General features: G+C 70.8%; 13 protein-coding genes and 1 riboswitch. Of the genes, 12 read left to right on the forward strand and 1 reads right to left on the reverse strand.

All coding sequences use genetic code 11. The features are described 5' to 3' along the window. Nucleotides 1-61 precede the first annotated feature (61 nt). The gene (locus KLO01_RS05850) at nucleotides 62-388 is read right to left on the reverse strand and encodes a hypothetical protein (protein WP_147062967.1); all 327 of its coding nucleotides are present in this window, start codon (nucleotides 386-388) and stop codon (nucleotides 62-64) included. 70 nt (nucleotides 389-458) lie between these two features. On the opposite strand from KLO01_RS05850, the gene KLO01_RS05855 reads away from it, so the two are divergent. The 12 genes from KLO01_RS05855 (at nucleotide 459) to KLO01_RS05910 (ending at nucleotide 14,833) form a co-directional block, all read left to right on the forward strand. Then, complete coding sequence (locus KLO01_RS05855) at nucleotides 459-1,358, forward strand: alpha/beta fold hydrolase (protein WP_186827924.1); 900 nt, start codon at nucleotides 459-461, stop codon at nucleotides 1,356-1,358. A gap of 56 nt (nucleotides 1,359-1,414) precedes the next feature. Continuing rightward, complete coding sequence (locus KLO01_RS05860) at nucleotides 1,415-2,527, forward strand: ferredoxin reductase (protein ID WP_147062969.1); 1,113 nt, start codon at nucleotides 1,415-1,417, stop codon at nucleotides 2,525-2,527. A gap of 28 nt (nucleotides 2,528-2,555) precedes the next feature. Further along, nucleotides 2,556-3,857: a fatty acid desaturase family protein gene (locus KLO01_RS05865; protein WP_147062971.1), complete on the forward strand. Its 1,302-nt coding sequence runs from the start codon at nucleotides 2,556-2,558 to the stop codon at nucleotides 3,855-3,857. A gap of 161 nt (nucleotides 3,858-4,018) precedes the next feature. Further along, nucleotides 4,019-4,227: riboswitch (cobalamin riboswitch) on the forward strand. Between the two features lie 163 nt (nucleotides 4,228-4,390). Beyond that, nucleotides 4,391-6,772, forward strand: coding sequence for a ribonucleoside-diphosphate reductase subunit alpha (locus KLO01_RS05870; RefSeq protein ID WP_147062973.1), 2,382 nt, complete (start codon nucleotides 4,391-4,393; stop codon nucleotides 6,770-6,772). Then, nucleotides 6,769-7,791, forward strand: a complete 1,023-nt coding sequence (locus KLO01_RS05875; protein WP_222611926.1) for a ribonucleotide-diphosphate reductase subunit beta — start codon at nucleotides 6,769-6,771, stop codon at nucleotides 7,789-7,791. Before KLO01_RS05870 ends, KLO01_RS05875 begins: the two co-directional genes overlap by 4 nt. Before the next feature lie 232 nt (nucleotides 7,792-8,023). Then, nucleotides 8,024-10,882: a Na+/H+ antiporter subunit A gene (locus tag KLO01_RS05880; protein ID WP_147062976.1), complete on the forward strand. Its 2,859-nt coding sequence runs from the start codon at nucleotides 8,024-8,026 to the stop codon at nucleotides 10,880-10,882. After that, complete coding sequence (locus tag KLO01_RS05885) at nucleotides 10,882-11,583, forward strand: Na(+)/H(+) antiporter subunit C (protein ID WP_147062978.1); 702 nt, start codon at nucleotides 10,882-10,884, stop codon at nucleotides 11,581-11,583. The genes KLO01_RS05880 and KLO01_RS05885 overlap by 1 nt, the downstream gene beginning before the upstream one ends. Further along, the gene (locus KLO01_RS05890) at nucleotides 11,580-13,184 is read left to right on the forward strand and encodes a Na+/H+ antiporter subunit D (RefSeq protein ID WP_147062980.1); all 1,605 of its coding nucleotides are present in this window, start codon (nucleotides 11,580-11,582) and stop codon (nucleotides 13,182-13,184) included. The genes KLO01_RS05885 and KLO01_RS05890 overlap by 4 nt, the downstream gene beginning before the upstream one ends. Further along, nucleotides 13,181-13,708, forward strand: a complete 528-nt coding sequence (locus KLO01_RS05895) for a Na+/H+ antiporter subunit E (RefSeq protein ID WP_147062982.1) — start codon at nucleotides 13,181-13,183, stop codon at nucleotides 13,706-13,708. The genes KLO01_RS05890 and KLO01_RS05895 overlap by 4 nt, the downstream gene beginning before the upstream one ends. Next, entirely contained in the window at nucleotides 13,705-13,998 is a 294-nt protein-coding gene (locus tag KLO01_RS05900; protein WP_147062984.1) for an MrpF/PhaF family protein, read from the forward strand. Before KLO01_RS05895 ends, KLO01_RS05900 begins: the two co-directional genes overlap by 4 nt. Further along, the gene (mnhG, locus tag KLO01_RS05905) at nucleotides 13,995-14,339 is read left to right on the forward strand and encodes a monovalent cation/H(+) antiporter subunit G (RefSeq protein WP_147062986.1); all 345 of its coding nucleotides are present in this window, start codon (nucleotides 13,995-13,997) and stop codon (nucleotides 14,337-14,339) included. Before KLO01_RS05900 ends, mnhG begins: the two co-directional genes overlap by 4 nt. Continuing rightward, on the forward strand, nucleotides 14,336-14,833 hold the full coding sequence (locus tag KLO01_RS05910) for a DUF427 domain-containing protein (RefSeq protein ID WP_147062988.1): 498 nt from the start codon (nucleotides 14,336-14,338) through the stop codon (nucleotides 14,831-14,833). The genes mnhG and KLO01_RS05910 overlap by 4 nt, the downstream gene beginning before the upstream one ends. Nucleotides 14,834-14,836: the final 3 nt, after the last annotated feature.

Genomic DNA, 14,836 nt, shown 5'->3' on the forward strand with positions numbered 1-14,836 from the left:
CACCGGGGTTTCTCACGTCCCAGCCGCGACGCTTGGGGGGCTCGGGCCCGAGTCCGGCCGTTCAGCGGCAGGCGTCGGCCATCTTCGCGAGCGACGACTCGGGCGGGGTGCCGTCGGAGGCGACGACGTCCTCGGCCGCGGTGAGCAGCTCGGACTCGACGCCCAGGCCCTGGGCGAGGTCGATGGCGGAGCCGAGCGTGGCGCGGTCGGACTCGCTGAGGTCGCGGTCGGCGAGCGGGCACACGGTGCCGCGCAGCTCGCGCACGGCCGACTCCTTGGCCTGGGACGTCGCCGCGGACGCGGCATCGGAGGCGACGCCCTCGGCCGCTGAGCACCCGCCGAGGAGGGCGGCGCTGGCGAGGACGGTGACGGCGAGGTGACGGGTCATGGGCCGAAGTGTCCCAACGCCTCCTGAGCCGTGGCTGACAACGCCGGGCCGTCGCTGACAGGCTGGTGCCATGACGACCGAGACCTCGCAGCCGGACGTGTTGACCGCCACCCTCGAGCTCCCCGACGTGGACCTCGTCCACGACGTGCGCGGGCCGCTCCCCACCGCCGACGGCCGGCCGCCGCTGCTCATGATCGGCCAGCCGATGTGCGCCGACGGGTTCGAGGCCCTGGCCCGGGAGTTCCCGGACCGGACGGTCGTGACCTACGACCCGCGTGGGTTGGGGCGCAGCACCACCCGGCGCGACGGTCGCGACGACCAGACGCCGCAGGACCAGGCGGCCGACCTCCACGCGCTCGTCGAGCACCTCGGCGCCGGCCCGGTCGACGTGTTCGCCAGCAGCGGCGGCGCCGTGGCCGCGCTCGAGTGGGCGGCCACCCACCCCGACGACCTCGCCACGGTGGTGGCCCACGAGCCACCGTCGCTGTGGGCGCTGCCCGACGCCGAGGCGGCGACCCGGGCCGTCGACCGGGTGACCTCGACCTATGCCGAACGCGGCTTCGGCGCGGGCATGGCCGAGTTCATCGCGATGTCCGGGTGGCAGGGCGAGTTCACCGAGGAGTTCCTCGCGCAGCCGCCCGCCGACCTGGCCGAGTTCGGACTCCCGCCCGAGGACGACGGCTCGCGCGACGACCCGCTGCTCTCCGACCGGTCGGCCACCGTGACGTCGTCGCGACCGGACCTCGAGGCACTGCGCAGCGGGGGGACCCGCATCGTCATCGGCGTCGGCGAGGAGACGGGCGAGGCCGTCACCGCCCGGGCGGCCCGCGGTGTGGCCACGGAGCTCGGGCTGCCGCTCGTCATCTTCCCCAGCCACCACGGTGGGTTCGCGAGCGCCGAGGGGCCGTGGCCGGGCAAGTCGGTCGAGTTCGGCGCGCGCCTGCGCGAGCTGCTCGACGCCGCCGTGTGACGAGACCCATACCTACGGACTCGTAACCTACGCATACGTAGGTTACGCTGGCGTACGTGACTGCAACGCTGAACCGAACCTCCGCGACCCGGCACACGCCTCGTCTCGCCGGTCTCCTCGACGGCGCACGCAAGGTCGCCCACGCACTGGCCACCCCGCTCGTGCCCGCCGACTACCTCGACCTCATCGACCCGCTGCGGGCCGGCGCCGACCTGCGCGGCCGCATCGTCGACGTCACCCCCGAGACCGCCGACTCCGCGACCATCACGATCCAGCCCGGCCGCGGCTGGGACGGTCACGCGCCGGGTCAGTACATCCGGATCGGCATCGACATCGACGGTGTCCGCCACTGGCGTGCGTACTCGCTCACGCACCGCGCCGACGCCGCCGACGGGCTCATCTCGATCACCCCGAAGGCGATCCCCGACGGCAAGGTGAGCAACCACCTCGTGCGCGCCACCACCCCCGGCACACTCGTCATGCTCGACCAGGCGACGGGCGACTTCACCCTCCCGGCGACCCTGCCCGAGCGCACCCTCTTCATCACCGCCGGCTCCGGCATCACGCCGGTCATCGGCATGCTGCGCAACTCGCTCGACGACCTGGGCGACGTCGTCCAGATCCACTGCGCGCCGAGCGAGCGCGACGTGATGTTCCGTGACGAGCTGCTGTCGTATGCCGTCGCGAGCCGGCTCACGCTCCACGAGAACCACGACGACGTGGCCGGGGTCCTCGACCTCGCCTCGCTCGACACCCTCGTGCCCGACTGGCGCGAGCGCGAGGTGTGGGTCTGCGGACCCACCGGGCTGCTCGACGCCGCCGAGGCGCACTGGGAAGCGGCCGGCCTCGCCGACCGCCTGCACGTCGAGCGCTTCCGCCCGAGCGTCGTCGAGCCCGGCGACGGCGGCACCGTGACCTTCGACCGGAGCACCGTCACCGTCGACGCCGACGGCGGCACCCCGATCCTCGACGCCGGCGAGGCCGCCGGTGTCCTCATGCCCAGCGGCTGCCGGATGGGCATCTGCTTCGGCTGCGTCGTGCCGCTGCGTGAGGGCGCCGTGCGCGACCTGCGCACCGGCGAGATCACCTCGACCGACGAGAACTCGGGCGCCGTCCCGATCCAGACCTGCGTGAGCGCCGCCGCCGGCGCCTGCGCCATCGACCTCTGACCACCGCGAGAGACCCAAGGAGACACCCATGACCCTCGCCCCCGAACGCACCAGCACCGCCACCCGCACCGGCGTCAACTCGCGGCTGTCCGTGACGAGCACCGAGCCGCGCCCGCAGCGCCCCGAGCTCAAGAAGTCCGGTCGCCCCAATCCCGCCGCCCACCTCACCCCCGAGCAGATCGAGGAGATCGGGCGCGAGCTCGACGCGATCCGCGCCGAGGTGATGGACTCCCGCGGAGCCAAGGACGCGGCATACATCCGCAAGGTCATCAAGACCCAGCGCTACCTGGAGATGGGCAGCCGTGCCGCGCTGCTGTTCTCCGGCGTGAAGTACCGCGGCGTCCGCCCGTTCTGGTGGATCGGCACCGCTGGCCTGTCCGTCTCCAAGATCCTCGAGAACATGGAGATCGGCCACAACGTCATGCACGGCCAGTGGGACTGGATGCGCGACCCCAAGATCCACTCGACGGCGTGGGAGTGGGACAACGCCTCCCCGTCGAGCCAGTGGAAGCACAGCCACAACGAGATCCACCACACCTTCACCAACGTCCTCGGGCGCGACAACGACCTCGGCTACGGGATCCTGCGCGTCGACGAGGACCAGAAGTGGACCCTCTTCTACCTGTTCCAGCCGATCTGGCACGTCGCCAACGCGCTGATGTTCGAGTACTCCATCGCCGCCTACGACCTCGAGCTCGGCGGCTACCTCGCCAAGAAGAAGCGGCTCAGCGCCGAGGAGAAGGCGAAGTTCAGGAAGGAGGCCGACGAGGTCCTCGCCAAGATCAAGCGCCAGGCCACCAAGGACTACGTCGTGCACCCGGCGATGGCTGCCGCGACCTTCACCGGCTCCACCCGGCACACCCTCACCGCCAACATCGTGGCCAACCTCGTCCGCAACGTGTGGACCAACACCGTCATCATCTGCGGCCACTTCCCGCCCGGGATCGAGACCTTCGAGAAGACCTCGATCGAGGGCGAGACCCGCGGTGACTGGTACCTCCGGCAGATGCTCGGCTCCGGCAACATCTCCGGGTCCAAGGCCATGCACGTCATGACCGGCAACCTCAGCCACCAGATCGAGCACCACCTCTTCCCGGACATGCCGAGCAACCGCTACGCCGAGATCGCGCCCAAGATCCGCGACCTCATGGAGCGCAACGACCTCAAGTACGTCACCGGCTCGCTCGCCAAGCAGGTCGGCGGCGTCTACTGGAAGGTCGTCGAGCTCTCGCTGCCCAACAAGGTCGAGGGCCGTCGCCGCCGCGACACCATCCTCAAGGCCGCCAGGAAGGCCATCAAGGGCAAGGGCGGTCAGGGCCGCCGCTACTGACGCCCCCTGAGCGGGCACGCTTGACGAAGGTCCCACGGATCGCGGCATAGACATCGCGTTCCGTGGGACCTTCCCATTCCCTGCCCCTGGGAGAGGCGACACGCCGACACCACATGTGGTTCCCACCGCCCGGCCGGGCACCACATACGGTGGGTGCCGCAGCTGGTTCGGCGCTCCACCCAGGCGCGTCGAGGCAAGAGGGAACCCGGTGTGACTCCGGGACTGCCCCGCAGCGGTGAGTGGGAACGACCGCCATCTCGCACGGCATACGCCGTGTCTGAAGCACTGCACCTCCGGGTGTGGGAAGCGATGGCCACTAGGCGGCCCGGTGACAACCGGACCGAGCCCGCGAGTCCGAAGACCTGCCAGCGCACCGTGCCCGACGGGCACGGTGGTCCGACGCCGCGCGGGACGGCCGACGGCAGGTTTCGCGTGCTCGGCGTCCCCTTTCCTGGCGTATGCCGTCCGCTCCCCTCGTCGTCCTCCCCGCGCGACCCGGACCCCCTGAGGTCTGATCTCGCGAGGAGAGAGTCATGACAGTGGTGGAAGCCTCCACACGTCCCCAGATGCACGTCCGCAAGCGCAACGGCGACCACGAGGTCGTCGACGTCGGCAAGATCGTGCGCGCCGTCGAGAGGGTCAGCGGTGACCTGCTCGAGGTCGACCCGCTGCGGGTCGCGACCCGCACGATCAGCGGGCTCTACGACGGCGCCAGCACGCAGGAGCTCGACCAGCTGTCGATCCAGACGGCGGCCCAGATGATCGGTGAGGAGCCGCAGTACTCGCGGCTCGCCGGGCGGCTGCTGTCGGCCTACATCGACAAGGAGGTCCGCGGTCAGGGCGTCGCGTCGTTCAGCCAGTCGGTGGCCCTCGGGCACGCCGAAGGGCTCATCGGTGACGACACCGCCCGCTTCGTCAAGGACCACGCGCGAAAGCTCGACCGTGCCGTGGACCCGCTGGGCGACAACCGGTTCGAGTACTTCGGCATCCGCACCGTGGGTGACCGCTACCTGCTGCGCCACCCCACGTCGCGGCTCGTCATCGAGACCCCGCAGTACTTCCTGCTGCGCGTGGCGTGCGGCCTGGCGACCTCGGCCAAGGAGGCCATCGGCTTCTACCGGCTCATGTCGAGCCTGGCCTACCTGCCCTCGAGCCCGACCCTGTTCAACTCCGGCACGGCGCACCCGCAGATGAGCTCGTGCTACCTCGTCGACAGCCCGCGCGACGACCTCGACTCGATCTACTCGCGCTACCAGCAGGTGGCCCGGCTGTCGAAGTTCGCCGGCGGCATCGGGATCGGCTTCTCGAGGATCCGCAGCCGTGGCGCGCTCATCCGCGGCACCAACGGGCAGTCCAACGGCATCGTGCCGTTCCTGCGCACGCTCGACTCGTCGGTCGCCGCGGTCAACCAGGGCGGGCGCCGCAAGGGCGCGGCCTGCGTCTACCTCGAGCCGTGGCACCCCGACGTCGAGGAGTTCCTCGAGCTGCGCGACAACACCGGTGAGGACGCACGTCGCACGCACAACCTCAACCTCGCCCACTGGGTCCCGGACGAGTTCATGCGGCGGGTCGAGGCCGACGAGCAGTGGTCGCTCATCGACCCCGACCAGGCGCCCGAGCTCGTCGACCTCTGGGGCGCGGCGTTCGACGAGGCCTACCGGCGGGCCGAGGCCGAGGGTCGCTACGTCCGGCAGGTCAGGGCCCGCGACCTCTTCGCGCGGATGATGCGCACCCTCGCCCAGACCGGCCAGGGCTGGATGACGTTCAAGGACGCGTCCAACCGGACGTGCAACCAGACCTCGGACTCGGGCGAGGTCGGTGCCCCGATGGTGCACCTCTCCAACCTGTGCACCGAGATCATCGAGGTGTCCTCCGACGGCGAGACGGCCGTGTGCAACCTCGGCTCGGTCAACGTCGCCGCCCACCTCACCGCCAACCGCACGGAGGTCGACTGGGAGCGGCTGCGCGAGACCGTCCGCACGGCGGTGCCGTTGCTCGACCGGGTCATCGACATCAACTTCTACCCGTCGCCGGAGTCGGCGGCGAGCAACCCCCGCTGGCGCCCGGTCGGCCTCGGGCTCATGGGCCTGCAGGACGTCTTCTTCGCCCTGCGGCTGCCGTTCGACTCCCCCGAGGCCAAGGAGCTGTCGACCCGGATCTCCGAGGAGATCTACCTCACCGCGCTCGAGGTCTCGAACGAGCTCGCCGAGCGCGAGGGTGCGCACCCGGCATACGACACGACGCGGGCGAGCGCCGGTGTCCTGCAGCCCGACCTGTGGGACGTGACGGGCACCCAGACCGAGCGCTGGGCCGCGGTCCGCGAGCGCATCGCCGCGCACGGGCTGCGCAACAGCCTGCTCATCGCCATCGCCCCGACGGCGACGATCGCGTCCATCGCCGGCTGCTACGAGTGCATCGAGCCACAGGTGTCGAACCTCTTCAAGCGCGAGACGCTGAGCGGCGAGTTCCTCCAGGTCAACAACGCCCTCGTGCGCGAGCTCAAGGCGCGCGACCTGTGGAGCCCCGAGATCCGCGAGCAGATCAAGCGGGCCGAGGGCTCGGTGCAGGGCCTCACCGGTCTGCCCGAGGACGTGCGCGTGCTGTTCCGCACCGCGTGGGAGCTGCCGCAGCGGGCGCTCATCGAGCTCGCCGCCGCACGTCAGCCGTTCATCGACCAGAGCCAGAGCCTCAACCTCTTCCAGGCCTCGCCGACCATCGGCAAGCTCAGCTCGATGTACCTGTTCGCGTGGAAGTCCGGTCTCAAGACGACCTACTACCTCCGGTCGCGCCCCGCGACCCGGATCCAGCAGGCGACGACGAGCATCACGCCGTCGACCCCTGCCCTCACCATCACCGACGAGGCGGCAGTGGCCTGCTCCCTCGAGAACCCCGAGACCTGCGAGGCCTGCGAATGACCCTGTCCCACACCGACACCCGGATGCTGCTCGACCCGGGGATGAACCTCACCCTGCGGCCGATGCGCTACCCGCACTTCTACGACCGCTACCGCGACGCCATCAAGAACACGTGGACGGTCGAGGAGGTCGACCTGCACTCTGACCTCGCCGACCTGCGCAAGCTCACGGCGGCCGAGCGGCACCTCGTGTCACGGCTCGTCGCGTTCTTCGCCACCGGCGACACGATCGTCGCGAACAACCTCGTGCTCAACCTCTACCAGCACATCAACTCGCCGGAGGGGCGGCTCTACCTCAGCCGCCAGCTCTTCGAGGAGGCCGTGCACGTGCAGTTCTACCTCACGCTGCTCGACACCTACGTCCCCGACGAGGCCGAGCGGCACGAGGCGTTCGCAGCGGTCGACACCATCCCGTCGATCAAGCACAAGGCCGACTTCTGCTTCCGCTGGATCGACTCGGTCTTCGACCTCGACGCCCTGGAGACCCGGGAGCACCGTCGGGCGTTCCTGCTCAACCTCATCTGCTTCGCCGCGGTCATCGAGGGCCTGTTCTTCTACGGCGCCTTCGCCTACGTCTACTTCCTGCGCTCCCGCGGCCTGCTCAACGGCCTCGCGTCGGGGACGAACTGGGTCTTCCGCGACGAGTCGATGCACATGGCGTTCGCGTTCGACGTCGTCGACACCGTCCGCGAGGAGGAGCCCGACCTCTTCGACGACGAGATGGCCGCGCAGGTCCGCCAGATGCTCGTCGAGGGGGTGGAGGCCGAGGCGCAGTTCGCCGAGGACCTCCTCGGCGGTGGGGTCGCGGGCCTGTCCGTCGCCGACATGCGCTCCTACCTCGAGCACGTCGCCGACCGGCGCATGCAGCGGCTCGGCCTCGACCCGATCTTCGGCTCGCCCAACCCGCTGGCGTTCATGGAACTGCAGGACGTCCAGGAGCTGTCGAACTTCTTCGAGCGCCGCGTCTCGGCCTACCAAGTGGGTGTGAGCGGCTCGGTCGGGTTCGACGAGGACTTCTGACCCGGGGCCTCCCGAAGAAGCCGACGACGCGCGTATGCCGTGAGCTCCCGCAGGGGGGAGCACACGGCATACGTGCGTCGTGGAGGCCTGCCGTGGACCGGCGTCACCGGCATACAGGGTGAACCGTCATAATTGACGGCAACCAGGGATGTTGTCCCGGGGAGGTTGTTGCGACGACTGACCTCAAGTCAACCCCCATACCCACAGGCCCACTGCGCGGATGGAGGCACTCATGATCACGATCGTGACGCTGCACTTCCTCGCGGCTGCCATCGCACCGGCACTCGTCCGGCGCCTCGAACGACGCACCTTCCTCGTCCTCGCGCTCGTGCCGCTCGGGTCGTTCCTGTGGCTGCTCGGCCAGGCGGAGGCGGCCTTCGACGGCGACGTCCGCACCGAACGGGTCCAGTGGATCCCGACGATCGACCTCCAGATCGACCTCGCCCTCACGCCGCTCAACGCGGTCATGGCGCTCGTGGTCACCGGTGTCGGGGCGCTCGTGCTGTTCTACTGCCGCTGGTACTTCCGTGAGGGCGACCGCGAGATGTGGCGCTTCTCGTCGGTGCTCACGGCGTTCGCCGGGTCCATGCTCGGGCTCGTCGTCTCGGACAACCTCTACGTGCTCTTCGTGTTCTGGGAGCTCACGACGGTCCTGTCGTTCCTGCTCATCGGTCACAACCCCGAGCGCAAGGCCAACCGCCGGGCCGCGATGAACGCCCTCATCGTCACGACCTTCGGTGGCCTCGTCATGCTCCTCGGCCTGTTCGTGCTCGGGCACGAGGCCGGCACGGCGCGCATCTCCGAGATCCTCGCCTCACCGCCGCAGGGCACCGCGACGACGATCGCCGTCCTGCTCATCCTCGTCGGCGCGATCAGCAAGTCCGCGCTCGTGCCGTTCCACTTCTGGCTCCCCGGCGCCATGGCCGCGCCGACGCCGGTGAGCGCCTACCTGCATGCCGCCGCGATGGTCAAGGCCGGCGTCTTCCTCGTCGCGCTGCTCGCGCCGGCGTTCTCCGACATCCCCGGCTGGCGGCCGCTGCTGCTCGGCACCGGCATCGTCACCATGGTCATCGGCGGGCTGCGGGCGCTGCGTCAGCACGACATCAAGCTGCTCCTCGCCTACGGCACCGTGAGCCAGCTCGGCTTCCTCATCGCCGTCGTGGGCGCCGGGACGCAGGCGGCGATGTTCGCCGGGCTCGCGCTCGTCCTCGGCCACGCGCTGTTCAAGTCCACGCTCTTCCTCGTCGTCGGCGTCATCGACCGCAGCACCGGCACGCGCGACCTGCGCGAGCTCACCGGCCTGCACCGCAAGCTGCCGGTCGTCTTCGTCGCGACCCTCCTCGCCGCCGCCTCGATGGCCGGCCTGCCCCCGCTCCTGGGGTTCACCGCCAAGGAGGCCGCGCTCGCCGCGTTCCTCGACCTCGACGCCGACGCCGGCCTCGGGGTGTGGGGCACGGTCGCGCTTGTCGGGCTCGTGCTCGGCTCGACGCTCACCGTCGCCTACACCGCCCGCTTCGTGTGGGGCGCGTTCGGCGTCCGCTCGGTCACGCCGCCCACGGTGACGCCGCAACGCCTCGGCTTCGTCGTGGCCCCGGCGCTCTTGGCCGGGCTCTCGCTCGTCGGCGGCTTCGCGGGGGGTTTCCTCACGCCACGACTCATGGCGTATGCCGGTGACGCACCTGCCGGGGCCCACGAGCCGCTGCTCACGCTGTGGCACGGCGTCACCCCGGCCCTGGGGCTCTCGGTCCTCGCCGTCACCGCCGGCCTGCTGCTCTGGGTGGCCCGTCGCGCCGTGGCCTCGGCCCAGCGCCGGTTCGTCGAGAGCATGCACGTCCCCGACGCCGAGCTGGTCTACCACGGCATCATCCGCGGCGTGGACCGCACGTCGATCGAGGTCACCGGTCGCACGCAGCGGGGTTCGCTCCCGGTCTACGTCGGCATCACCCTGCTCGTCCTCGTCACGATCCCCGGCATCGCGCTCGTGCGGACGTGGGACGGCGTGCGGCTGCGCGGCCCGGACAACCTGCTCCAAGTGGCGATCGTCGTGGTCGTCGTCCTCGCGGCGATCCTCACCGTCCGCTCGCGCCGCCGGCTGCGCGCCGTGCTGCTCCTCGGCGTCACCGGCTACGGCACGGCGCTGCTCTTCGTCGCCCACGGCGCCCCCGACCTCGCCCTGACCCAGGTGCTCGTCGAGACGTTCTCGGTCGTGACGTTCGTGCTCGTCATGCGCCGGCTCCCCCCGTTCTTCTCCGACCGGCCGTTCACCTCGGCCCGGCGGATCCGGGTGGCCGTGGGCTGCCTCGTCGGCCTCGCCGTCGGGGGCTACGCCCTCATGGCCGCCAACGCCCGCACGGCCCGCCCGGTGGGACTCGACTTCGCCGAGCCGGCATACGACTACGGCGGCGGCAACAACATCGTCAACGTCACCCTCGTGGACATCCGCGTCTGGGACACGTTCGGCGAGATCGCCGTCCTCGTCGTCGCGGCCACCGGCGTCGCCAGCCTGATCTTCCTGCTCACCGACCGCGCCACCTCGCACCGCGAGGCCCGTCGCGACAGGGCCTCCTCGGACGCCGGCTGGCTGCGCGGTGCCGGGCTCATCGCCGACCGCCGCCGCTCGGTCGTCTTCGAGATCGTCGCCCGCATCGTCTTCCCGGTGCTCATGACGTTCTCGATCTACCTCACCTTCGCCGGCCACAACCTGCCCGGTGGCGGCTTCGCCGGCGGGCTCATCGCCGGGCTGGCGCTCATGGTCCGCTACCTCGCCGGTGGCCGCGCCGAGCTCGACTCCGCCGCTCCCGTCGACGCCGGTGTCGTCCTGGGCTCGGGCCTCGTCATCGCCGCACTGTCCGGTGTCGTGCCGGCGCTGCTCGGCTACAACGCCTTCCAGAGCGGGATCTTCGACGTCCCCACGGGGCTGTTCGGCTACGAGGTCCACCTCGTGACGTCGCTCTTCTTCGACCTCGGCGTCTACCTCGTCGTCGTCGGGCTCTCGCTCGACGTCCTGCGCAGCCTGGGTGGCGGCATCGACAAGCAGGGCGAGGAGACGGGCGACGTCGAGACAGCGACCGGGGAGGTGTCCATCGCCTGATGGCCACCAACTACGTCCTCATCATCGCCATCGTCGTGCTCGTGGCCTGCGGCACGACCCTCGTCCTCGAGCGCAGCCTCACCCGCATCCTCGTGGGGTTCGTCATGCTCGGCAACGGCGTCAACCTCACCTACCTCGTCGCCTCCGGCCCCTCCGGGGACGCCCCGATCATCGGCATGGGCAAGGGCGAGATGACCGACCCCCTGCCCCAGGCGATGGTGCTCACGGCCATCGTCATCACGCTCGGCGTCACCGCGTTCGGGCTGGCCCTGGCCTACCGCGCCTGGCAGCTCACCGGCCACGACGACGTGCAGGACGACCTCGAGGACGACCTCGTGCGCCGGCGGGCCGACCTCGACCACCCGTCCGCGTCGTTCGACGACATCGCCGCCGGCATCCCCGACGAGGAGGGCGAGGACCAGCCGTCCCCGCCCACCGGGGTCACCGACGAGGAGCTCGCCGCAGAGATCGAGGTGCAGGACGCGCACGAGGAGAGGGCGGCGACCCGGTCGCAGTGGGTGGACCCGCGCGACCGCGACACCACACGGCATACGCCCGCCGGGGACCCGACCCCCGCGGACGGTGAGCGGGGGGCCGACGGGCGCACCCCGGACGAGGAACGCGTGGACGCCGCCGAGTCCGACCCGACCGACCCCGACCTGCGCGAACCCGCGCCCCGAACCACGGAGGAGGAGCGATGACCCAGATCGTCGTCCTCCCGGTCCTGCTGCCGCTGCTCGGCGCCGGGCTCTGCCTCGTCTTCGGCCGGTCGGCCCGCGCCCAGCGGCTCATCTCCGTCGTCGTGCTCACGACCGTCGTCGTCACCGCGACGACCCTGCTCGTGCGCGCCGACCGCTACGGCCCGCAGTCGGTGCAGATCGGCGGGTGGGGCCCCGACATCGGCATCTCGCTCATCGCCGACCGCCTCTCGGCGCTCATGCTGCTCGTGTCGACGTTCGTCACGCTGTGCGTCCTGCTGTACTCGTTCGGCCAGGGCATCGTCGAGTACGGCCGCGAGACACCGCTGTCCGTCTTCCACCCGACGTTCCTCGTGCTCAGCGCCGGGGTGTCCAACGCCTTCCTCTCGGCAGACCTGTTCAACCTCTTCGTCGGGTTCGAGGTGCTCCTCGCGGCAAGCTTCGTGCTCATCACCCTCGGCGGCACCGAGGCCCGGATCCGCGCCGGCACGATCTACGTCATCGTCAGCCTCGTCTCGTCGGCGGTCTTCCTCGTCGCCATCTCGTGCGTGTACGCCGCGACCGGCACCGTGAACTTCGCCGAGCTCGCCGGGCGGATCGCCGAGCTGCCGCCCGGCGTGGCCCAGATGCTCCAGCTGCTGCTGCTCACGACCTTCTGCATCAAGGCGGCGGTCTTCCCGCTGTCGGCCTGGCTGCCGGACTCCTACCCGACGGCGCCCGCGCCGGTGACGGCCGTGTTCGCCGGCTTGCTCACCAAGGTCGGGATCTATGCCATCGTCCGCACCCAGACGCTGCTCTTCCCCGGCGACGGGCTGCGCAGCCTCCTGCTGTGGGCCTCGATCCTCACGATGGTCATCGGGATCCTCGGCGCCGTCGCGCAGTCGGACATCAAACGAATCCTGTCCTTCACCCTCGTGAGCCACATCGGCTACATGCTCTTCGGCATCGCGTTCGCGAGCCAGCTCGGGCTCTCCGGGGCGATCTTCTACATCGCGCACCACATCACCGTGCAGACCGTGCTCTTCCTCGTCGCCGGGCTCATCGAGTACCGCAGCGGCACGACGAACCTCAGCCGCCTCGGTGGTCTGGCGCGTTCGGCACCCGTGCTCTCGGTGGTCTTCTTCATCCCAGCGATGAACCTCGCCGGCATCCCCCCGTTCTCCGGCTTCCTCGGCAAGGTGGCACTCGGCCAGGCCGGCATCGCCGACGGCGACTGGCTCGCGATCACCACCGTGGCCGCGTCGATCCTCACGAGCCTGCTCACCCTCTACGCCATCGCCAAGGTCTGGAACCGCGCGTTCTGGCAGCCCGCCCCGGACGCCGACCAGGAGCACGACGACGAGGACGACTGGTCCCACGGCCCGCTCCACGGCGGTGGCGCGGTGGCCAACTCGGGCGGCACGCTCATGACGACGATGTGGCAGAAGGTCGCGACGAAGCAGCGGCTGCCGCTGGCCATGGGACTGCCGACGGCGCTGCTCGTGATCTTCAGCGTCGGGCTCACCGTGCTCGCCGGGCCGTTGTTCGGCATCACCGACCGGGCCGCCGCCGAGCTGCTCGAGCGCACGCCCTACATCACCGCCGTCCTCGGGGGGTCGCCGTGAGCGGGCCGGTGCCGATGGTCGTGGGGCTCACCATCATCTGGGTGCTGCTGTGGGGGTCGGTCTCCCCGACCATCGTCGTGGGCGGCGTCCTCGCGGCGGTCCTCGTCGTCACCGTCTTCCCGTTCCCGACGGCGCCATGGACGTTCGTCATCCGTCCGTGGCCGACGCTCGTGCTCGCGGCCCGCTTCTTCTGGGACCTCGCGCGCGCCAGCGTCGAGGTGTCGTGGTTCGCGCTGCGCCCAGCCGGTCCGCCGCCGAGCGCCATCCTGCGGGTCGGGCTGCGGACGCGGTCCGAGCTCGTCATGACGATCACCTCCGAGCTCGTCTGCCTCGTCCCCGGGTCCCTGCTCGTCGAGCTCGAGCCCGAGGAGGGTGCGATCTACCTGCACGTCATGGACGCCCACACCCCCGAGCGGGTCGCCGCCTTCCACCAGTCGGTCCTCGACCAGGAGGAGCGGGTCGTCAAGGCGTTCGCCCCCCGCGAGGAGCGCGACGCCGTGTGCAGCCAGGAGGTGGCGCCATGACCGCCGTCGGCATCGTCTGCGCGGTGCTCCTCGCCGTGAGCGGCGTGCTCTGCCTCATCCGAGTCGTCCGCGGACCGTCGATGCTCGACCGCACCGTCGCCACCGACGTGTTCGTCGCCTCGATCGTCGGGGCGGTCGGGGTCCACGCCGCCGTCGGTCGCTACTCGAGCACGGTCTCGGTGCTGCTCGCGCTCTCGCTCGTCGGCTTCCTCGGCTCGGTGAGCATCGCCCGGTTCGCCGCCCGTGACGGCGACGGCGGCCCGCACCTCGAGGAGGGTGAGCACCAGTGATCGACATCCTCGCCGGCACCTGCCTCATCCTCGGCTCGCTGCTCGCCCTCGTCGCCGGGATCGGCCTCGTCCGCTTCCCCGACGTCCTCACCCGCATGCACGCCGCGACCAAGCCGCAGACCCTCGGGATCCTGCTCGTGCTGCTCGGCCTGGCCCTGCGCGTCGAGGACCGCAGCACCCTGACGGTCATCGGTGTCGCCGCGGTCTTCCAGCTCGTCACCGCCCCCGTCTCGGCCCACATGCTCGGGCGCGCGGCGCTGCGGGCCGGCCACATCGACCGCACCCGGCTCACCCGCGACGACCTGTCCGACGAGTCCGGCGAGCCCGGCGAGCCCGCATGACCGTCGCGCGCGAGGTCCCCGGGCCCGGGCAGGAGTCGGTGTGGGACTACCCGCGACCGCCCCGGGTCGAGGTGAGCGACGAGGTCGTGCAGATCCGCTTCGGCGGTGGTGTCGTCGCCCGCTCGACCCGCTCGCTGCGGGTGCTGGAGACGAGCCACCCGCCGACCTACTACGTGCCCGAGGCGGACTTCGCGCCCGGCACGTTGCGTCCGGCGCAGGGGTCGACGCGGTGCGAGTTCAAGGGCGACGCCGCGTACTTCGACGTCGTCGGTGCCGACGGGTCGGTGGCCCGGTCGGCGGCGTGGACCTACCCGTCGCCCATGCCGGGGTTCGAGGCACTCGTCGGCCACGTCGCGGTCATGCCTGGCGCGATGGACGAGTGCCGCGTCGACGACGAGGTCGTCACTCCGCAGCAGGGTGGGTTCTACGGCGGGTGGATCACGAGCCGGGTCGTCGGGCCGTTCAAGGGAGCACCCGGCACCTGGGGCTGGTGACCC

Origin of the sequence: Knoellia locipacati, assembly GCF_007992835.1 — a bacterium.
In the GTDB taxonomy this organism is placed as follows: Bacteria; Actinomycetota; Actinomycetes; order Actinomycetales; family Dermatophilaceae; genus Knoellia; species Knoellia locipacati.